Source organism: Siansivirga zeaxanthinifaciens CC-SAMT-1, from assembly GCF_000941055.1.
GTDB lineage: Bacteria > Bacteroidota > Bacteroidia > Flavobacteriales > Flavobacteriaceae > Siansivirga > Siansivirga zeaxanthinifaciens.
In genome coordinates this window covers 3,251,836-3,272,875 of sequence record NZ_CP007202.1, presented here as the reverse complement: position 1 = coordinate 3,272,875, position 21,040 = coordinate 3,251,836, and the positions used below count along the sequence as shown (strand labels likewise).

General features: G+C 31.2%; 21 protein-coding genes and 1 pseudogene. 8 read left to right on the top strand and 14 right to left on the bottom strand.

Going from position 1 to position 21,040, the window contains the following annotated elements; translation table 11 throughout:
* Positions 1-4: 4 nt before the first annotated feature.
* The 13 genes and pseudogenes from AW14_RS14190 to AW14_RS14135 form a co-directional block, all read right to left on the bottom strand.
* Positions 5-709: a DUF4230 domain-containing protein gene (locus tag AW14_RS14190; RefSeq protein WP_044639398.1), complete on the bottom strand. Its 705-nt coding sequence runs from the start codon at positions 707-709 to the stop codon at positions 5-7.
* A gap of 1 nt (position 710) precedes the next feature.
* The gene (locus tag AW14_RS14185; RefSeq protein ID WP_044639397.1) at positions 711-1,316 is read right to left on the bottom strand and encodes a DUF4230 domain-containing protein; all 606 of its coding nucleotides are present in this window, start codon (positions 1,314-1,316) and stop codon (positions 711-713) included.
* 60 nt (positions 1,317-1,376) lie between these two features.
* Entirely contained in the window at positions 1,377-2,108 is a 732-nt protein-coding gene (locus tag AW14_RS14180; protein ID WP_044639396.1) for an LEM-3-like GIY-YIG domain-containing protein, read from the bottom strand.
* 459 nt (positions 2,109-2,567) lie between these two features.
* Positions 2,568-2,837, bottom strand: a complete 270-nt coding sequence (locus AW14_RS14170) for a hypothetical protein (protein ID WP_044639394.1) — start codon at positions 2,835-2,837, stop codon at positions 2,568-2,570.
* Between the two features lie 11 nt (positions 2,838-2,848).
* Positions 2,849-3,241 carry a zinc ribbon domain-containing protein gene (locus tag AW14_RS14165; protein WP_044639393.1) on the bottom strand — a complete coding sequence of 131 codons (393 nt, stop codon included), beginning with the start codon at positions 3,239-3,241 and terminating at the stop codon, positions 2,849-2,851.
* Between the two features lies 1 nt (position 3,242).
* Complete coding sequence (locus AW14_RS14160) at positions 3,243-3,602, bottom strand: hypothetical protein (RefSeq protein WP_044639392.1); 360 nt, start codon at positions 3,600-3,602, stop codon at positions 3,243-3,245.
* Positions 3,603-3,957: 355 nt separating this feature from the next.
* On the bottom strand, positions 3,958-4,164 hold the full coding sequence (locus AW14_RS14155) for a hypothetical protein (protein ID WP_044639391.1): 207 nt from the start codon (positions 4,162-4,164) through the stop codon (positions 3,958-3,960).
* A gap of 11 nt (positions 4,165-4,175) precedes the next feature.
* Positions 4,176-4,706: an OmpA family protein gene (locus AW14_RS14755; RefSeq protein ID WP_169744673.1), complete on the bottom strand. Its 531-nt coding sequence runs from the start codon at positions 4,704-4,706 to the stop codon at positions 4,176-4,178.
* Complete coding sequence (locus AW14_RS14965; protein ID WP_052647533.1) at positions 4,625-5,272, bottom strand: hypothetical protein; 648 nt, start codon at positions 5,270-5,272, stop codon at positions 4,625-4,627. Before AW14_RS14965 ends, AW14_RS14755 begins: the two co-directional genes overlap by 82 nt.
* A 245-nt stretch (positions 5,273-5,517) precedes the next feature.
* Entirely contained in the window at positions 5,518-5,823 is a 306-nt protein-coding gene (locus AW14_RS14145; protein WP_044639390.1) for a hypothetical protein, read from the bottom strand.
* 99 nt (positions 5,824-5,922) lie between these two features.
* Complete coding sequence (locus AW14_RS14960) at positions 5,923-6,075, bottom strand: ubiquitin family protein (protein ID WP_169744672.1); 153 nt, start codon at positions 6,073-6,075, stop codon at positions 5,923-5,925.
* Between the two features lie 95 nt (positions 6,076-6,170).
* Positions 6,171-7,976 carry a KAP family P-loop NTPase fold protein gene (locus AW14_RS14140; RefSeq protein WP_044639389.1) on the bottom strand — a complete coding sequence of 602 codons (1,806 nt, stop codon included), beginning with the start codon at positions 7,974-7,976 and terminating at the stop codon, positions 6,171-6,173.
* A 259-nt stretch (positions 7,977-8,235) separates the two neighbouring features.
* A pseudogene (locus tag AW14_RS14135) lies at positions 8,236-8,400 on the bottom strand (BlaI/MecI/CopY family transcriptional regulator); the annotation flags it as partial.
* Between the two features lie 150 nt (positions 8,401-8,550).
* Between AW14_RS14135 and AW14_RS14130 the strand changes: the two are divergent.
* Complete coding sequence (locus AW14_RS14130; RefSeq protein WP_044639687.1) at positions 8,551-9,495, top strand: calcium/sodium antiporter; 945 nt, start codon at positions 8,551-8,553, stop codon at positions 9,493-9,495.
* A gap of 84 nt (positions 9,496-9,579) precedes the next feature.
* Here AW14_RS14130 and AW14_RS14125 read toward each other — a convergent pair whose 3' ends face one another.
* Positions 9,580-10,602 (bottom strand): glutamine synthetase beta-grasp domain-containing protein, encoded by a 1,023-nt coding sequence (locus AW14_RS14125; protein ID WP_044639388.1) that lies wholly within the window; start codon positions 10,600-10,602, stop codon positions 9,580-9,582.
* 264 nt (positions 10,603-10,866) lie between these two features.
* On the opposite strand from AW14_RS14125, the gene AW14_RS14120 reads away from it, so the two are divergent.
* The 7 genes from AW14_RS14120 (at position 10,867) to AW14_RS14090 (ending at position 21,018) form a co-directional block, all read left to right on the top strand.
* Positions 10,867-13,053, top strand: coding sequence for a glutamine synthetase III family protein (locus tag AW14_RS14120; RefSeq protein WP_044639387.1), 2,187 nt, complete (start codon positions 10,867-10,869; stop codon positions 13,051-13,053).
* A gap of 174 nt (positions 13,054-13,227) precedes the next feature.
* Complete coding sequence (locus tag AW14_RS14115) at positions 13,228-14,406, top strand: AIR synthase related protein (RefSeq protein ID WP_044639386.1); 1,179 nt, start codon at positions 13,228-13,230, stop codon at positions 14,404-14,406.
* Positions 14,407-14,480: 74 nt separating this feature from the next.
* Positions 14,481-15,440 carry a DUF3078 domain-containing protein gene (locus AW14_RS14110; RefSeq protein ID WP_044639385.1) on the top strand — a complete coding sequence of 320 codons (960 nt, stop codon included), beginning with the start codon at positions 14,481-14,483 and terminating at the stop codon, positions 15,438-15,440.
* A gap of 179 nt (positions 15,441-15,619) precedes the next feature.
* Positions 15,620-18,178 carry an adenosylcobalamin-dependent ribonucleoside-diphosphate reductase gene (locus AW14_RS14105; protein ID WP_044639384.1) on the top strand — a complete coding sequence of 853 codons (2,559 nt, stop codon included), beginning with the start codon at positions 15,620-15,622 and terminating at the stop codon, positions 18,176-18,178.
* A 79-nt stretch (positions 18,179-18,257) separates the two neighbouring features.
* The gene (gene prfA / locus AW14_RS14100) at positions 18,258-19,334 is read left to right on the top strand and encodes a peptide chain release factor 1 (protein WP_044639383.1); all 1,077 of its coding nucleotides are present in this window, start codon (positions 18,258-18,260) and stop codon (positions 19,332-19,334) included.
* A gap of 33 nt (positions 19,335-19,367) precedes the next feature.
* Complete coding sequence (gene pyrF, locus AW14_RS14095; RefSeq protein WP_044639382.1) at positions 19,368-20,192, top strand: orotidine-5'-phosphate decarboxylase; 825 nt, start codon at positions 19,368-19,370, stop codon at positions 20,190-20,192.
* 34 nt (positions 20,193-20,226) lie between these two features.
* Positions 20,227-21,018, top strand: a complete 792-nt coding sequence (locus AW14_RS14090) for a helical backbone metal receptor (RefSeq protein ID WP_044639381.1) — start codon at positions 20,227-20,229, stop codon at positions 21,016-21,018.
* Positions 21,019-21,040 lie beyond the last annotated feature (22 nt).

Sequence of the window (21,040 nt, the reverse complement as noted above, 5' to 3'; positions counted from 1 at the left end):
TGCTTTAATTATCTTCAAACTCAATTTGTACTGATTTATATCCAACAGATTGCAAGAAGCTCGTTAACAATTTTATTGTTTTATCATTAGCCTTTTGTATAATTTTATTGTTCAATGCAAAAGATTTAATTTTTTCTCTAGCTTTTTGTTTAAGAGATACAACCTCCTCTTTCGACCAGTTACCATCATCATAAAAAATGGTAAAATCTGATGGGTTAACAACAGTATTAAAAATTTGTGCATTAGGAATTGTTAATATAATAGAATCTTTTACACTGCTTTTTATTTTCATTTTATCTAAATCAGTCCCTGCATAACAATTTCCTGAAGCTATAAGTACAATTTTTGCTGCTGTAGAATCTTTGTATTGAGTTCTAGAGTAAGATGATATGGATTCTTTCAAATCAGCTTTTTTATCAAAAACTTTCTTAGAAAGATTTGCAAAAGAAAGTAAAGATTTTTTATAGTCTATTTTGTCAGTATATAAATACTTTGTTGAATCAATAGCAATTTCAGAGTAAAATTTACAAGCAAATAATTGAGCAATTTTTTTGGTTTCTTGCACTATAAGTGCAGTATCTTTTATTTGCATTGGTTTTTTTGCTAAAAAATTTAAATTCGGGAATTTAAAACATATTCCAATATATACAGCTATGATTAATACTAAAAAAACTGCTATTTTTATTAATTTTTTATAAATAAATGTCATCTTATATAAATTTTATTTGATTGAACCCCATTGAATTAAGCCAGTTTTTTAAAAATAATTGAGCATTTTTATCTGCGTCATTTAAAATATTCAACTCTTTAATTTTTTCTTGGATATTTTTCTCTCCAAGAATTTGAATATCATTTAATTCTTTGTTAGAAAATTCAGAGCGAGTTGAAGAAACTTTGACAAAATCATATTTAATGTCCTCAGGTTTTATATCTAATAGAATTATTTTTGAATTAGGAACCTGTAATGTTATTATTTTAGATTCATTGTCTATTTCTATTAATTTAATTTCAGAAAAATCCACTCCAGCCTTTAATGAAGCAGTCATAGTTATGACAACTTTTCTATCACCAATAGTATACCATTGGTTATCTTCTGCAATTATTATTTTATTTAAAACATACTCAGAAGTCCCCAGTTCTTGTAAATCTCTGAGTTGTTCTTCAATTTCTCCTTTTTTAAGTTCTTCATTACCGCAGCTTAACAATGCTAAACAAAAAACTAAACATATTAATTTAATATATGTTTTAATAATGATATCTTTTATAAAATTTGTATTAATCATTTTTCTGGTTTTTATAATTACAGTGATACTCATATTTTTAATTAGTATAAATTTAAGTTTAATATACTCTCTTTACTTTTTAAGTATTTATCCTTATAATTTATATCTGATAGGATTTGCTGCTCCTTGTTTTTTTACATGCATTATTGATTTGTTTATATATAACTCTGAAATTTCATTTAATGCAGTTTCCCCATTAAATCCCCATCGATTATTGGATTTGTTATTGTTAGTAGTAATTGAATACCAATTCTTTATTTTATAAACACCAATTATTATTCCCTGATATTCAGATAATGCATATTCTACAATGTCTCTTTTTGTTTTACTAACAACCCAAGCTTCTTTTGTAGCTTCATAAATAGTTTCATTAGATAATTTTGATTGTGCATACTTTTTATTAATATTAATTATAATAACATTATGATGCAATTTCTCTAATTTTGGTGCATTGTATTGCCTGATAATTTCATTAGACGTTTTGATACCGTAAAAATCACTGTCATGGCCAGAAACAATATTTGTTAGTTTTTTTTCAAAAAAATTAACAAAATCAATTAATGTTGATTCTATTAAAAATGATTCAGACTCTTTTAAACCATGCCTAATAATTATATGTTTAATGTCTAAGCCCTTTTCTATAATTAACTTAATTTCTTCTTTTTTTAAACTTTCATTGTTATTTAAACAATTAATAACTTCTTCTTTATGAGAGAACACCCTGTTCTCTTTTCCTTTACCAATATAAAAAGGTTTATTATTGATAGGGTTTATTAAGGCATAAACGTAGTATCCAAGTTTAGAAATTGTTAGGTTGTCAAACATTTTTAATTATTAAGTTATATTGATTAAATTTTTTTAATACTATTGTCTACTATGCTTTTTTTAAATGATAACTTCATTAGTAAATCATTATCTCGTTTTGGTTATTGTTTCGCACTATTTATAAAATGTGTTATCAAAATATAAATCAAAATCAATATTCCATTTGTAATTATGTAGCTTAGCTCTGTAAAATCAAGAAGTTGAAAATTAAGTTACTAAATAGAGCAATTGCAAAGAAAATTCCTGAAACAACTCTAATATTTGTTGTTGTTCTTGATTGTTCAAAACTAACACTAATTGTAACTACTAACGTTATTGCTAAAAAAACAAAACTTCCTAAACTCAATAATATTTTATTTTCGCTTTCGTTAAAACTATACAAGCCATAAGCGATAAGTATACTTACCGATATGGCTATAATTGTTTGTACATACTTAAAAGTCTTATTATCATTTTTTTCTATTTTCTTTTTTTAGCCTCAGCAATTCTTTTTCTTTCAGCTGCTGCACGTTCACGTTCCTTTTTTTTAGCTTCGGCAATTCTTTTTCTTTCAGCAGTTGCACGTTCACGTTCCTTTTTTTTAGTTTCAGCAATTCTTTTTCTTTCAGCAGTTGCACGTTCACGTTCCTTTTTTTTCGCTTCTGCAATTCTTTTTCTTTCAGCCGCTGCACGTTCACGTTCCTTTTTTTTAGCTTCAGCAACTCTTTTGCGTTGTTCTGGTGTACCCATAAAATTAATTTTTATCTCTGAAGTTTAGATTTTATAATAGCTTCAATTTTTTTTGCGTCTGAAATAAAAAAATCCTTTGCAATAATGCTATCTGTCCCTCTACTTGAAATAATAATATTAGAGCTCACTAATCTTCTGTCAATTTTAACATAAGAAATATTGTCATACGATAAAAAAGAGCGGTCAACACCAATTAAATATTTATTTCGCCTTTCATATACAACTCCACTATCATCTAGAATTAATTTGTCTGGTGTTAAAATATTACCTCCTACTAAAAGACTAGATGAGAAAACAGCATTTATTTTAGGACTACTATAATTTTGGTGAATTAATTTTTGACCACACTGTGGACAAAAATTAATTTTACCGTTAGATTTATTTCCACAATTATTGCAATACATTTTACTGTCTTGATGCGTTACCTAGTGTTAAGTCATTATCTATAAGATTTTTTGCGCTCCTATCTTTAATCTGAACTTTTACACCAAATTTTTCTTCAAATAAATCTTCAACGAATCCAACCTTCATACTAGCCTTTATTTTTAAATCTTCTTTTGAGTTTGCATTAACATCTTTTGATGTTTTTTTATTTAATGCAGCTAGCGTTAAAGTATCTTCAGCTATCATGTTACCTTTGTAAAAAACTAATGAAAGATGAAAAGCGTCTTTAAAATCTTTTGAAATTGTTTTTAATTTTTTATTGGGTGCTACGCTAAATTCTGCGTTTTTAAATCGGTCTTTGATATTGTTTAATAGTCCCATATTTTATTGTATTTGTTAATTTGAATATTTTAATGAATTATTATTCTCGTTTCTTTGGTTTTATTGGTAGTTCAGTTTTAAAAGACTGAGTCATTTTTTTTAGAAAAGATTTAGACTTATGATTTTCTAACTCAGTTTGGTATTTTTTTAGTTCTTCATCATATTCTTTTATCTCCAATTCATATTCTTTATTTAGGCGTTCTTTTCGTTTTTCTAAAGCAGCTTAATGACCTTTAATGAATTTTTCACTATCAATAAATAAGTTTAAATTTTCAAATACTTCTTTATAATCATGCTCCATATCTATCATAATTATTTTAATTATTGAGACAAATATTTCTTCAGTTTTTTTAAATTAACAGTCTAGTTCAGTGTCTGATATTAAATTTTTAATCATCGCTTGATGCTCTTCTAATTCTGAAACTAGACTTTTATATTCTTCAATACTTACTTTGTTGTCTTTTAATACTTCGTCTTGTTTAGCTATTGAGACTTTTTGATAATTATCAAATAATTTCATTCCGGCCTCAATACCAAGTAAGGCTATTTTACTATAACTCATATTTCATTTTTTTAATTAATACCGTCATCTAAAATGACAACCTCTATTCTTCGGTTTAATTTTTTGCCTTCTTCTGTATTATTGTTTGTAATTGGATTTTTACTTCCTTTGCCAATTACTGATAAACGTTTGGCATTAATACCGTTTTTGATGAGATAGTTTTTAACAGCTTGTGCACGTTTTAAAGAAAGTGCTTCGTTATATTCATCATTGCCTTCGTTACTTGTGTGCCCTACTATTTGAATAGAAAGCGCAGTAATGTCTTGCATAGCTTTTAGTATTTCGTTTAAATAGGTGTTAGATTCTTCTACAATTTTATCACTGTTATATTCGAAAAGTATTTCATGAAAGTTTAAAGATTTTCCCTCTGTGTTAATGCCAGACTTAATATCTGTTATTATTTCTGTGATAGGCGATTGCTTGGTTTCCTTTATTGTAAATTCTTTAATTTCAGGTTCAGTTATAATTTCTTTATTGTTACAAAAAAAAAAAAATATAATATGCCCGCCAAAACTATGATGAGGACTAATAATAGTAACCAATAATTTTTTTTCTTTGGAGGGTTTTGAATGATTCCAAGTAATGTAGGGTTAATGACTTTAATATCATAAGTTCCTTTATTAAAAGCTTCTTTTTTTTCTACTTTTGTAACTAAAATTCCATATTGAGAGATATGATTTATTAAATTCTGTAAATCATTTTCTCCTGTTACTGTATCTACAGATTCCCAAGACTTAGACACCAAGACTTCTACACCATCAGAGGTACGAAATATTTCATTATGTTCTGTAAAGTGAGAGGCTGCAACGTCTAATCCTGCAGCTTCGCATTCACGTCTAATATCTCCCGATTGTACAACTCCATATAATCGGTCTGTGTATGGTTTAAAGAGTGATTTATAATTTTTTGGAGCTGCTGGATTTATTGAGTCAGGAAGCATTGTTTTTAATTCCTCAAACGTTGTGCTTGGATATAAAGTAAAAATAGCATCAACGACTCCCAGTGCTGTTCTATTCATAGCCTTTCCGGTAACTTCAATGACACCTTTTTTTAATTCATATATTTGACTTGGTGAAAGTTTGTCTAGGGTTTTAATGTTATAACTCATGATTTATGTTTGTTAATAGTTATTTGAAAGCAGGAAAAAAGAATGATTGATTTAATTAAAGAAGTTTTGCTTATCTTACTTTTTTTAAAAAAGAGGCTTTCCTAAAAGTCGTTGCTTTGTCAAGCTGTTCCGATCTGTCGGAATTTCTCAGCTTCTAAAATCATTGATTAACAATATTTTAAAATTTTGAAACAAGTTCAGAATGACAGAAATTGAAATTTATAGACAACCTCTTCTTTAATGTATTACAATTTACCTGCTTGAGTTAATGTCATTGCATTATCAGCCAATTTTGTGTCATCAGCATTAGAAATTTGCACTTTAATACCAAAATTTTCTTTAAAATATTTTTCAACATTTTCAACTCTACTTCTTGCTCCAAGCTCTAATTCGCCACCTGGATTATCTGTTTTGGACAAATCACTAATTTTCATTTTGTCATCAGCAAATTTTGCTCCGTTGTAAATTCGTATATTACAACTAAACTCTTTTGAAAACTGATTTTTAATGCTTTGTACTGAACTTGCTTTTGTTACTTTAATTGTTGCCATATTTTTTTTTAAATATTTAATTTTGCCTACTCCTTTTTTATGTAGTTTTTCAGCTTATTTCTACATTTTTTAATAAATTCTATTGTAAGATAATTACGTTTATTTAAAAAAAAAATTTAAAATGTTTCTGCCTATTTTTCTTTGAATTCCTTGTTTTGTTGTTGGAATTCCTGTTTTTTTAGCTATTTTTTGTTTAATTGTTGATATTCCTAATAATCTTTTTGGCGAAAATGAGAATCCGTATTTTTTCATATTATTATTTTATAAAATCATTCTAATAATATATTCTTGAATTATTTCCTATTGTTTTCTTAAATCAATACAAAAATTAGCCAGTATAGTAATGCTTAATTTATTTCGTTAGCAATCTCAACTAATAAATTTCTATATTGTTCAGCTCCAATTTCTTTATATAACAATGGTTTTAAAATTAAATCATCTGATTCAATAACAAAATTTATAGAATCTACTAAAGCATACTTTAAGCTGTATTTTTGATAGCAACTATTTACAAGACCAGAATTTCCTTTTATATTAACTTTCATTCCTGAGTTTGTTTTTTGAGGATTATCTACATAAACAAATTGTTTATTTTTCTTTCCTTCTTTAGAATCATCATTGAAACTACAGCCACTTTTGGCATAATTAATTCTGTATTTAGAATTAGTAGTTAATTTGACATCTAAAATTTTCCAAAAAATTTCAAAATTAAGTATCGAATCTTCATCATAACCTTCTTCTTTTAGTTGTTCAATTTTTGTTGTAAGTCCATTATATAATGTTTTATTACCTACTTTTTGTACGGCTTGTTTGGTTTCTACATCATCGTCAACACTTGTTATGGATGCAAATTCCATAGCATAATCCAATTCTTGCTCGAGATTGTCCCCAAATTTATCTCTAAGTAAATTCAATAATTCTAAAACCGAAAATGCTCTTGCTTTTAAATAAGAATCGGTTTGACAAGCACCCCAAGTTACTTGTTCCCAATCTTCATCTATCAATTCAGACTCTCCAAATTTTCTTATTTTTTCCTGAATTTCTTCCCATTCAATACCAAATTTATTTCCGAAACCTTTATTCCAAAGGGTAAAGTTGGGTTGTTGAGATAAAAGTCTAAATATTCTAGGGTATGATATTTGTATGCCTAAAAGTGCAAATAACATAAAATCATCGCCTTTTGAATTCTCATCATCTATTTCAATTTCCTTAAGATGATTTATTAGACTAAAAGAATTTAAATAACGTTTTAAACTCCTTGGGTTGAATCCAATACTGTGTTTTACGGCTTTAGTATAAAGTTCTTTTTCATATTCAGAAATTTTTATACCTATACTATTTAATTTTTCAACTAAAAAGTTTTCTATATCGTAAGTACCCGTTGGCATTGAAAAGGGTACTTGGATAATTTTATCAAAAAAGGAACGAAATTCACGTTCATTTTCTTCTGTTTTTGGGCCAAATTTACTTTCTAATCCTTTTACAACTACATCATAATCAATTGCTAAAATGAAAATGCAATTTGGAATATCAAATATATTTTTTAAAGCTTCTAAAACCTCAACGGCATCACCAGGAGGTATACGATCTAAATCATCAACAAAAAAAACAACTTTTTGTATTGGATTTGAAGTGTCTTTAATAAGTTCATTAATTAATTCTGTAATTAATGCTTTTATTTCTGCTATTTCGGATGTTGAATTTTGAGAATTATTACTGCCTTCAGCTGCTTCTTTTACATTAACTCCTGTTTGATTTGCAATGATTTGATTAGCTAATCCTCCTAAAAAACGAGCCGCCTTTTTAAATTTTTCTTGACTATCATCCTTTAATGTCCATATTTTTCTTTCTACACAAGAAACTTTTAACTTTTCTAGCATACCTCGCAATACTCCTGGTGTAGTTTCATTAGCACCACGAAACATACTATATTCCCATGTATTAACCCAAGAACATGCTATGTTCTTTTCATTAAAATCTTCTAAAAGCAATGACATTAACGAAGTTTTACCTGTTCCCCATTCTCCTTGTAAACCAACGGTAATAGGAGTGTCGCTATTTATTATGAATTTTGATAAAGCTTGACTGTATTTTTCTACTTTTAGTAAATCATCTTGCTTATGATTTATAGGTTTATCGGTAATGGAGCTCATATTTAAATATTTAAATTTTTTTCAAAATAAGTTAATATTAAAAAAAAAATGTGTTCATAGTGAGTTCACTTTTTTTGTTATATTTGAAAAATGTTATATTTAGTTGCTAGTGTTATTTTATTTTCCATAAACAATGTATTTTGGGCTAAATATGCCAAGGATATTGATAGCTTTTTGTTAATAAGAAACCGAGCATGGTTTACATCATTATTTATTGGATTACTATATATAATAATTTTTGGAACAGAAGTATCTACCTATACGACACATAACCTTTCTCTTCTAAATTTCTAATAATTGTAGATAAGGTATTGTAATGTGGTTTATCATTTTTTATTTCGGCAAGAACATCTTTAACAAAGGCTTTTTCGAGCTTCCATAAAATATGCATAATTTCTTCCTCTTTGTTGGTAAGTTTTTCCATAATAGAAATTGTTTCATAAAACTTACAACTATTTTTATAGTTATAAAACTATTTATTTAGTTATTTAACTAAAATTTAAGTTATAAAATATTTTTAACTTTTCATTTTTAACTTTTTGCTTTCATTTATCTTCGCTAAAAATTTATGTTTATGAATATCCTTTTAGTTGTTCTTGGATTTACGTTGTTAGTAGTAGGAGGCGAGTTTTTAGTAAGATCGTCTGTGGCGCTTTCTTTTAAGTTTAACATTTCTAAAATGGTTATCGGGATGACGGTGGTGTCCTTTGCGACTTCGGCGCCAGAACTTTTAGTTAGTTTACAAGCCGCCTTAAATGGTTCGCCAGCTATAGCCATTAATAATGTTATTGGATCTAATATTGCTAATATTGGTTTGGTTTTGGGCATTACGGCTATGGTAAGCGCCATTACCGTAGATAAATCTTTCTATAAGCTTAACTGGCCTGTGATGATGCTTTTTAGCATCTTATTATATTATTTTTTAAATAATGACCTTATACTGTCTGCGTTTGAAGGTTTCATTTTGTTAATTGGATTGATAGTGTTTTTAATAATATTAATTAAAAGTGCTAAGAAAGAAGTTATTGCAGAAGAAGTAGATGAAACATTAGCTGTAGTCTCAAATTTTAAAATTGGAATTTGGTTAATTATTGGTGCGGTTGCTTTGTATTTTGGAAGTGAATGGTTAGTTGAAGGCGCTAAAGCCATCGCATTATCGTTAGGTGTTAGCGAGGCGGTTATAGGTGTTTCATTAATTGCTGTAGGTACAAGTGTTCCAGAATTAGCTGCATCTATTATCGCAGCTGCTAAGCAAGAAAAAGCTATATCATTAGGTAATTTAATAGGTTCTAATATTTTTAATATTGGCTCTGTGTTAGGTTTAACTGCTATTATTAAACCAATTCTAGTTACCGAACCATTAATTATGTCTCGAGATATTTTTTGGATGTTAGGTTTTGGTTTGGTGCTGTTTCCCTTGGTGTTTTTGCCTAAACAATTTCAAATAAGTAAAGTAAAAGGATTCTTATTGGTGTTAGCTTATGCCATTTTTATGTATTTAATTTTTAGCAGAGGCTAATTACTAATTTTAAAGTATTAATAAATAAAAAAGGGTTTACAATTTGTAAACCCTTTTTTATTATGAACAAAGTAATAAGCTTAATTATATTTTAGCAGATTTTACTGTTTTGATAATTCTAGCTGCAATTTTGTATGGATCTCCATTAGAAGCAGGTCTTCTGTCTTCTAACCAACCTTTCCATCCTTTGTTTACTGTAATTAATGGAATACGAATAGATGCACCACGATCTGAAATACCATAAGAGAAATCTGTGATAGCAGCAGTTTCGTGCTTACCAGTTAAACGTTGGTCGTTAAACTCACCGTATACTTCAATGTGTTCTTTAACAACTGGACGGAAAGCCTCACAAATAGCTTCGTAAGTTTCTTTGCTTCCACAAGTTCTTAAAGTTGAGTTAGAGAAGTTAGCGTGCATACCAGAACCATTCCAATCCATATCTTTTCCTAGTGGTTTTGGGTGATACTCGATGTAGTAACCGTATTTTTCAGTTAATCTGTCTAGTAAATATCTAGCAATCCATAATTCGTCACCAGCTAATTTAGCTCCTTTAGCGAATAATTGGAACTCCCATTGTCCACAAGCAACCTCTTGGTTAATACCTTCAAAATTTAGTCCAGCAGCAATACATAAATCAGCATGCTCTTCAACTAAATCTCTACCGTGTGTATTTTTTCCACCAACAGAACAGTAGTACATTCCTTGTGGAGCTGGATAACCACCTACAGGGAAACCTAAAGGTAATTGTGTTTTAGTATCCATTATAAAATATTCTTGCTCAAAACCGAACCAGAAATCATCATTGTCATCATCAATAGTTGCTCTACCGTTAGAAACGTGAGGTGTTCCATCAGCATTCATAACTTCAGTCATTACTAACCATCCGTTAACGCGCTCTGGGTCTGGATAGATAGCTACTGGTACTAATAAACAGTCAGAAGATCCACCTTCTGCTTGTCTTGTTGAAGATCCGTCAAAAGACCAGTTTCCTATTTCTTCTAAGGTACCTTTGAAGTTTTCGTGTTCTTCTACTTTAGTTTTGCTTCTTAAGTTTTGAGTTGGAAAGTATCCATCTAACCACAGATACTCTAATTTAATTTTTGCCATAATAAATATTTTATCAGTTATATATTAATAATATGATAACACAAATATATATTTTTATTAATGACTTATTAAATTATAGGGGTCTTTTGATTTAATGTCGACTTATTTTTGTTCATCCCCTATTTTTTTAGGGTATCTATTATAAAAAGATTATTAATTTATGATAAAATTGAAAAAATGTTAATGATGATATTTCTATTAATACATCTTATATTTGTCATATTCTTATTTTTGCTAATAATAAACTAAATTTAAATTAACTAAATGTCTACATTACGATTTCATGCTATAAAAGAATCTTTGTCTCATAAACCGCTGTTTTTTGAAGATAAAGAGCGTCGTTCGGAACTTTTTGGTAAAAATGTTTTTAATGAAACTGCCATGCGTCAATATTTAACAAAAGATGCGTTAAAAGGGGTTATGAATGCTATAAAGCATGGAAAAAAAATAGACAGAAATATTGCCGATCAAGTGGCGTCTTCTATGCGAGATTGGGCACTATCTAAAGGGGTTACGCATTACACCCACTGGTTTCAACCTTTAACAGGAACCACCGCAGAAAAACATGATGCATTCTTTGAGATTTTAGAAGATGGCATGGCTATCGAGAAGTTTGGTGGTACACAATTAGTACAACAAGAACCAGATGCTTCTAGTTTTCCAAATGGTGGTATTAGAAATACGTTTGAAGCCCGTGGTTACACTGCATGGGATCCAACATCACCTGCATTTATTTATGGTACAACTCTTTGTATTCCAACAATATTTGTAGCGTACACTGGTGAGGCTTTAGATTATAAAACGCCTTTGTTAAGAGCTTTGTTTGCCATCGATTCTGCAGCCACAGAGGTTTGTAAATATTTTGATAAAAATGTAAAAAAAGTATCGTCTTCGCTGGGTTGGGAGCAAGAATATTTTTTAGTAGATAAACTTTTAATTTCTAGCAGGCCTGATATCCAATTAACGGGAAGAACCTTGTTGGGGCATTCTGCAGCTAAGGGACAACAATTAGACGATCATTATTTTGGATCCATTCCTACGCGTGCCTTTAATTTCATGAAAGAGTTAGAGTATGAATGTATGCTTTTGGGAATTCCTGTAAAAACAAGGCATAATGAAGTGGCTCCAAATCAATTTGAATTAGCCCCTATTTACGAAGAGGTCAATTTGGCTGTCGATCATAATTCATTAGTTATGGATATTATGGGTCGGGTAGCTTCAAAACACGATTTTAAAGTTTTATTACACGAAAAACCATTTGCAGGAATCAATGGTTCTGGCAAACATAATAACTGGTCGCTTTCTACTGATACGGGCGTAAATTTATTATCGCCAGGAAAAACACCAATGAGTAATTTACAGTTTTTAACCTTTTTTATAAACACGATAAAAGCTGTTTACGAATACGAAGACCTGTTAAGAGCCTCGATAGCTTCCGCTAGTAACGATCATAGACTAGGTGCTAACGAAGCGCCACCAGCAATCATGTCCGTTTTCATTGGAGAACAGCTAACGAAGGTTTTAGAAGAACTCGAAGGGGTTACAAAAGGTAAATTATCACCTGAAGAAAAAACCGAACTCAAATTAAATGTCGTTGGTAAAATTCCAGATGTTTTGTTAGATAATACCGATAGAAACCGAACTTCACCATTCGCTTTTACTGGGAATAAATTCGAATTTAGAGCCGTTGGATCTTTGGCTAATTGCGGAAATCCGATGACGGTTTTAAATACTATTGTAGCAAAGCAACTTAAAGAATTTAAAGTTGAAGTAGATAAACTAATAGATAAAAAAGACCTTAAAAAAGACGAAGCAGTTTTTAATGTATTGCGTGAATATATAAAATCTATTAAACCCATTCTTTTTGAGGGTAATGGCTACGGACAAGCTTGGGAAGAAGAGGCGGTCAAGCGTGGTTTGAGTAATAATAAAACAACGCCCGAAGCTTTAAAAGCTAAAATATCAGCTAAGGCCATCGAATTATTTGAGGAAATGAATGTTATGAGTAAAATTGAATCTCATGCACGCTACGAAATTGAGATGGAAGCCTACATTATGCACATTCAGATAGAAAGTCGAGTTTTAGGCGATATAGCTAGAAATCATATTGTTCCAACGGCGGTTAAGTATCAAAATATTTTAATTGAAAATGTAAAAGGTTTAAAAGAAATTTTTGAAGATAAATACAAGACTGTTGCCAAGGAGCAAATGGGATTAATCGAAGAAATTTCTGCGCATATAGAAGCTATTAACAGCAATGTAACTAAAATGACAGATGCCCGAAGAAAGGCAAATACTATGGACGATATAGCACAAAAAGCTACTTCGTATTGTTTCGATGTTAAGTCTATTTTTAAAGACATTCGTTATCATTGCGATAAATTAGAATTGTTGGTAGACGACGAAATTTGGCCGTTAGCGAAGTATCGCGAGTTGCTATTTACTCGATAATCTATTAAAGATATTGATTGCTTAAATTGTTTGAAGGTTTATGTTGTGCTAGTCAATATATTTTCTGTTTCAAATCTAACCTAGTGTTAAGCAAGAACTAAAAAAATAAAATCCCGAGGTAAAACCGGGATTTTTTAATTCAAAAAAATTAAATTTGCAGCACAATTCAATACTATGAGTCAAGAAGTTTCTAAACGTTACGCTCAACGTGGCGTTTCAGCATCAAAAGAAGATGTGCACAATGCTATTAAAAATATAGATAAAGGCTTATTTCCAAAAGCATTCTGTAAAATTGTTCCAGATTATTTAACAAACGACAACGATTATTGCTTAATCATGCATGCCGATGGTGCAGGAACAAAGTCTTCTTTAGCTTATATGTATTGGAAAGAAACAGGAGATGTTTCGGTTTGGAAAGGGATCGCTCAAGATGCACTTATAATGAATATCGATGATTTGTTATGTGTTGGGGCTACCGATAATATTATGTTGTCTTCAACCATAGGAAGAAACAAAAACTTAATTCCTGGTGAAGTACTTTCTGCCATTATTAATGGCACCGAAGAACTTATTGAAGAGTTGAAGTCTTTTGGTGTAACCATACATTCTACAGGTGGAGAAACTGCCGATGTTGGAGATTTAGTGAGAACCATTATTGTCGATTCTACTGTTACCGCTCGTATGAAACGCAGTGATGTTATAAATAATGCCAATATTAAAGCTGGCGATGTTATTGTTGGCCTAGAAAGTTTTGGTCAGGCAACTTACGAGAAAGCTTATAATGGCGGTATGGGAAGTAACGGATTAACTTCGGCAAGACATGATGTGTTTCATAACTACTTAGCTAAAAAATATCCGGAAAGTTTTGATGCTTCCGTTCCTGAAGATTTAGTGTATTCTGGTCAAGTAAAATTAACCGATGCTGTAGAAGGTTCGCCAATCGATGCCGGACAATTAGTGCTGTCTCCAACAAGAACTTATGCGCCAATAATTAAAAAAATATTATCGCAATTTAACAGTGAAACCGTGCACGGTATGGTTCACTGTTCTGGTGGTGCTCAAACAAAAATCCTTCATTTTGTAGATGAATTTCATATTATTAAAGATAATATGTTTCCAATACCGCCATTATTTAAATTAATTCAAGAGCAGAGTAAAACCGATTGGAAAGAAATGTATCAGGTATTTAATTGCGGTCACAGAATGGAATTATATGTGTCTCCAGAAATAGCTGAAGGCATTATAGCAATTTCAAAATCTTTTAACGTTAACGCTCAGGTTATTGGTAAGGTAGAAGCATCAAAAGATAAAAAGCTTACAATAAAAAGTGAGTTTGGAGAGTTTAACTATTAAATTCTATCAAAAATAAAAAAACGGAACAGTTATTGATAGGAGAGTAGTTTTGTTAATAAAATATTAAATTACCCATGAAAAACCTTTTATTAATAGTTGTTTGTTTCTTTTTTCAAATTGGTTTAGCGCAACCAGATTCTTTATTTTTAAAAGTAAAAGTTAAAAAATACGACGGTCCGCAATGGGAACAGAAAAATAAAGGTTCTATTTATTTAAGCGAGGTAGCATTTTCAAACTGGAATTCGGGAGGTAGTAATTCCATTTCTGGTTTATTAGGTATAGAATCGTCTGCTAATTATCACGATAAATACTTTTCCTGGAAAAACAATGCCCTGTTACGTTTTGGTGTTAACAGGCAGCAGGCTCAAGAATTAAGAAAAACAGACGATTTGTTAGAAATAAATTCTAACATTGGATATAAGCCCGATAGTATTTCTAATTGGTTTTACTCTGCAAGATTAAACTTTAGAACGCAATTATTAAATGGTTATAAATACCCAAACAAAGAAGAGCCAATTTCTACTTTATTAGCTCCAGGTTATTTGTTTTTTGGTGGCGGTATGGAATATGGTAAAAATATCGAAAAGTTATCATTTTATTTTTCGCCATTAACTTTAAAAGCAACGTTTGTTTTAGATGAAGATTTGGCTAATGCAGGAGCTTTTGGTGTAACGCCAGCGGTTTATGATGCTCTAGGAAATATTATCGTTCCGGGTGAACGCATCAGGAAAGAGGTTGGTGTTTTAGTTACTAACAGCTATGAAATGGAAGTTGTTGAAAATATCGATTTGAAAAACCAAGTGAGTTTGTATTCCGATTACATTAATAAATTCGGAAATATTGATATAGACTGGAGTTTAGATTTTAATTTTAAAGTGAACGATTTTATTAAAGCTAGCTTAGGATCTCATATTCGATACGATAATGATGTGAAAACTTCCAAACCAACCGATGTTGAAGGTGAGTTTGATGAAGCAGGTGCCAAAGTACAATGGAAACAGTTTTTAGGAATTGGTTTTGCTGTAGATTTTTAATTTTTTTAAATTAAATAAAATTAAATTATTTGTTAACTTTTTTGTGTTGATAAATTTTTAAAATATTGAAAATCAATATTTTGTATTTTTTTATTGTAAACTTCCTGATTTTTATCATGTTTTAAGTTTAAAAATTTTACGTTATTTGTTTAAGTAATAATGTAAAATTAAACTAAACCATGCCTGTAGAAACTCAATCCCTCGAACAACAAAGAGCTTACACTCAAGATGAAGCTTTTGAAGCTTCAGTAAAATATTTTAAAGGAGACGATTTAGCAGCTCGCGTCTGGATAAATAAGTATGCATTAAAAGATTCTAATGGTAATTTATATGAGTTAACTCCAGATGATATGCATAAGCGTATCGCCAAGGAAATTGCCAGAATAGAACAGACTTACCCGAATCCACTTTCAGAAGAAGACATATTTTCATTAATAAAAGATTTCAAATATATTGTTCCACAAGGCAGCCCAATGGCGGGTATAGGCAACCCTTACCAAACGGCATCGCTTTCTAATTGTTTTGTAATAGGTAATCCTGGAGATTCAGATTCTTATGGAGGTATTATGAAAATAGATCAGGAGCAAGTGCAACTAATGAAACGTCGTGGCGGTGTGGGTCACGATTTATCTCATATAAGACCCAAAGGTTCTCCAGTTAAAAATTCTGCATTAACATCTACAGGCATTGTTCCTTTTATGGAGCGTTATTCAAATTCAACCAGAGAGGTTGCTCAAGATGGTCGTCGTGGTGCTTTAATGTTGTCGGTTTCTATAAATCATCCAGATTCAGAAGATTTTATTGATGCCAAATTAGAACAAGGTAAAGTTACGGGAGCTAATGTTTCGGTTCGTATTGATGATGCTTTTATGGAAGCGGTTAAAAATGATACCGAGTACACACAGAAGTATCCAATTTTTAGCGAAAACCCTAAATATTCAAAAACTATAAAAGCGAATGATGTTTGGAAAAAAATAGTTCATAACGCTTGGAAATCGGCCGAACCAGGTATTTTATTTTGGGATACTATTATTAATGAATCGGTTCCAGATTGTTATGCCGATTTAGGTTATAAAACAGTTTCTACGAATCCTTGTGGCGAAATTCCTTTATGTCCTTACGATTCTTGTCGTTTGTTGGCCATTAATTTGTTTTCATATGTTGAAAATCCATTTACAAAACATGCCAAGTTCAACTTTAATTTATTTAAAAAGCATGTGGCCGTTGCACAACGCATCATGGACGATATTATCGATTTAGAATTAGAAAAAATTGATGTTGTTTTAGAAAAAATTAAAAATGACCCAGAAACCGATGAAGTAAAAGCTACAGAATATAATTTATGGTTAAACATTAAGAAGAAAGCCGAAGAAGGCAGACGCACCGGTATTGGTATAACTGCAGAGGGCGATATGCTGGCTGCTTTGGGTATTCAATATGGAAGTGAAGCAGGAAATGCTTTTTCTTTAGAAGTTCATAAAACATTGTGTATTGAAGCTTACAGGGCATCGGTTTACACGGCTAAAGATCGTGGTGCATTTGCTATTTTCGATTCAGAACGCGAAAAAAATAATCCGTTTATTCAGCGTATAAAAAATGAAGATGAAAAATTATACTTCGATATGCTTGAGTATGGTCGCAGAAATATCGCTTTGTTAACCATAGCGCCTACGGGCACCACCAGCTTAATGACGCAAACGTCTTCTGGTATCGAACCTGTATTTATGCCTGTTTACAAACGCAGACGTAAAGTAAATCCAAACGATAAAAATATTCGTGTAGATTTTGTTGATGAAGTAGGAGATTCTTGGGAAGAATATGTGGTTTTTCATCACAGGTTTAAGCAATGGATGGAAGTAAATGGCATCGATAGTAATAAAAAATTCACTCAAGAGGAATTAGACGACTTAATAAAACAATCGCCTTATTATAAAGCCACTTCTAATGATGTAGATTGGCTAAGTAAAGTGAGTATGCAAGGTGCGATTCAAAAATGGGTAGACCATTCCATTAGTGTAACTATTAATTTACCAAGTGATGTAACCGAAGATTTGGTAGGTGAATTGTATTTAAAAGCCTGGGAAGTTGGTTGCAAAGGTGTTACCGTGTATCGTGATGGGTCCCGTTCGGGAGTTTTAATTGCAAACGACGAAAAGAGTGAAACACCAGCCCCCGATGCTTTAACAGCTTTTCCAACAAAACGCCCCGAAATTTTAGAAGCCGATGTTGTTCGTTTTCAAAATAATAAAGAAAAATGGATTGCATTTATTGGGCTAATCGACGAGAAACCGTATGAGATTTTTACAGGTTTAGTAGACGATGAAGATGGAATTTTAATACCAAGATGGGTAACTCGAGGGTTAATTATAAAAAGTAAAAACGAAGAGGGTAATACGCGTTACGATTTTCAATATAAAAATAAAAGAGGTTATAAAACTACCATTGAAGGGTTGTCTCATAAATTCAATCCAGAATACTGGAATTATGCAAAATTAATTTCGAGTACGCTTCGCCATGGTATGCCTATCGATAAAATTGTCGATTTAATTAATAGTTTGCAATTAGATAGCGCCTCGATAAATACCTGGAAAAACGGGGTAGTTCGTGCTTTAAAACATTATGTTGAAGATGGAACTGCTGCCAAAGGTCATGTTTGTGATAGCTGTAATTCTGAAAATTTAATTTATCAGGAAGGCTGTCTAACTTGTACAGATTGCGGGTCGTCTAAATGTGGTTAATAAAATATAATCCAAGAAATCATTTGTATCTATTAAAATAGATAAATTATCGTATTTTTGCCCACAATTAAAAAGTGAGATGTTAGATAAACTACAAATAGTAAAGCAACGTTTTGATGAGGTTAGTGATTTAATCATTCAACCAGATATCATGACCGATCAAAAGCGTTACATTGCTTTAAATAAAGAATATAAAGACCTTAAGGTACTTATTGGAAAACGCGATGAATATATCGAAGTAACCAATAACTTAAAGGAAGCAGAAGAAATTATATCCGACGGAAGTGATGCCGAAATGATGGAAATGGCTAAAATGCAGTATGAAGAAGCCAAAGAACGTATTCCTAAATTAGAGGATGAAATTCGTTTTCTTTTAATTCCTAAAGATCCTGAAGATTCTAAAAATGCGGTTGTTGAACTACGTGCCGGTACAGGTGGTGACGAAGCAAGTATCTTTGCGGGCGATTTATTTAGAATGTACACTAAATACTGCGAAAGTAAAGGCTGGAAAGTTGATACGGTAGATTTTAGTGAAGGTACCAATGGTGGTTTTAAAGAGATTCAATTTGAAGTAACAGGTGAAGATGTTTATGGAACTTTAAAGTTTGAAGCTGGCGTACACCGTGTACAACGTGTGCCACAAACAGAAACACAAGGGCGCGTTCATACCAGTGCAGCAACAGTAATGGTTTTTCCTGAAGCGGAAGAATTTGATGTTGAAATAAACCCAAAAGAAGTTCGAATTGATTTTTTCTGTTCTTCAGGTCCGGGAGGTCAGTCGGTAAATACAACCTATTCTGCGGTTAGGCTTACACACTTACCAACAGGTTTAGTAGCGCAATGTCAAGACCAAAAGTCGCAACATAAAAATAAAGAGAAAGCGTTTAAGGTATTACGTTCTCGATTATATGAAATGGAGTTGGCTAAAAAGAACGAAGAAGATGCAGCTAAGCGAGGAAGTATGGTTACCAGTGGCGATAGAAGTGCCAAAATTAGAACCTATAATTATCCGCAAGGGCGTGTAACCGATCATAGAATTGGTTTAACGCTTTACGACTTAAGTAATATTGTAAACGGAGATATTCAAAAAATAATAGACGAACTGCAATTAGCCGAAAACACCGAAAAGCTAAAAGCAAACGATCATGTAATTTAAATAAACAGCCTCTTTTTGGAGGCTTTTTTATATATGACTACAGAACAATTAGTAAAAGAAATTCAGAAGAAAAAATCCTTTTTGTGTATAGGATTAGATGTCGATTTAAATAAAATTCCTCAACAACTTCTAGAAGAAGAAGATCCTATTTTCGCGTTTAATAAAGCGATTATTGATGCCACGCATCATTTATGCGTTGCTTACAAACCCAACACTGCATTTTATGAGGCCTATGGTTTAAAAGGTTGGAAATCTTTAGAGAAAACGATTCAATATTTAAACGAATATTATCCAGAGATTTTTACCATTGCCGATGCGAAGCGTGGCGATATTGGTAATACCAGTACTATGTATGCTAAAGCCTTTTTTGAGGATTTAGCTTTCGATTCTGTTACTGTTGCGCCTTATATGGGTAAAGATTCTGTAGAACCTTTTTTAGCGTTTAAAGATAAGCATACCATCATGTTAGCATTGACATCTAATGCCGGGGCTTTCGATTTTCAAACCTTATCTGTTAACAACACCGAATTATATAAACAGGTTTTAGAAACTTCTAAAACATGGAATCATTCAGAGAATTTAATGTATGTTGTAGGGGCTACAAAAGCTGAATATTTAGCCGATATTAGAAACATTATTCCAGACAGTTTTTTATTGGTTCCTGGTGTTGGTGCACAAGGAGGGAACTTGCAAGACGTTTGTAAATATGGAATGAATGATACTGTAGGTCTGCTAATAAACTCTTCGAGAGGGATTATTTATGCCTCTAATAATGCAGATTTTGCCGAAGTTGCTGCTCAAAAAGCAAAAGAGTTACAACTTGAAATGGAGGCAGAATTGAATGCTTATTTTAAGTAGATATATAATCTTAGATCATTAAAATTCTAATTATATGGAATTTAAAGATCAGCTAAACAGAGTTATAACAATCCATAAAACACCCCTGAGAATTATTTCATTAGTTCCTAGCCAAACCGAATTGCTCTGCGATTTAGGCTTGGAATCTTCTTTGGTAGGTGTTACCAAATTTTGTGTTCATCCAAATTATATAAAACGTAAAGCAACTATTGTTGGAGGTACAAAACAGATTCATTTTGATAAAATTGAGGCGTTAAAGCCAGATATTATTCTGTGTAATAAAGAAGAGAATACAAAAGAAATTGTAGCTTTTTGTGAAAAAATTTGTGCGGTGCATGTTTCAGATGTAACAAATATTGAAGACAGCATTCAACTCATTAAACAATATGGAACTATTTTTAATGTGTCTCAAAAAGCAAATTTTATAACACAACAAATTAAATCTGAATTTGAATGTTTTAATGCATTCATTAAAGATAAAATGAAGTTGAAAACAGTATATTTTATTTGGAAATCACCTTGGATGGTTGTGGGAAACCATACGTTTATAAATTCGCTTCTAAATTTATGTCATTTTTCAAATTATTTTGAAGCATTCGATAGATATCCGGAAATAGATTTAGATAATCACACCTATGATGATGTTGATTTGGTGTTACTTTCCAGTGAACCTTATCCATTTAAGGAAAGGCACAAAATCGACTTGCAAGAAAAATTTCCAAATGCAAAGTTGCTTATTGTTGATGGAGAAATGTTTTCTTGGTATGGCTCTAGACTAATAAAAGCGTTTCGTTATTTTACTTCTTTGCGCTTAAACCTTTTATAGAAAAGTCTAATTTTTTTCTCTC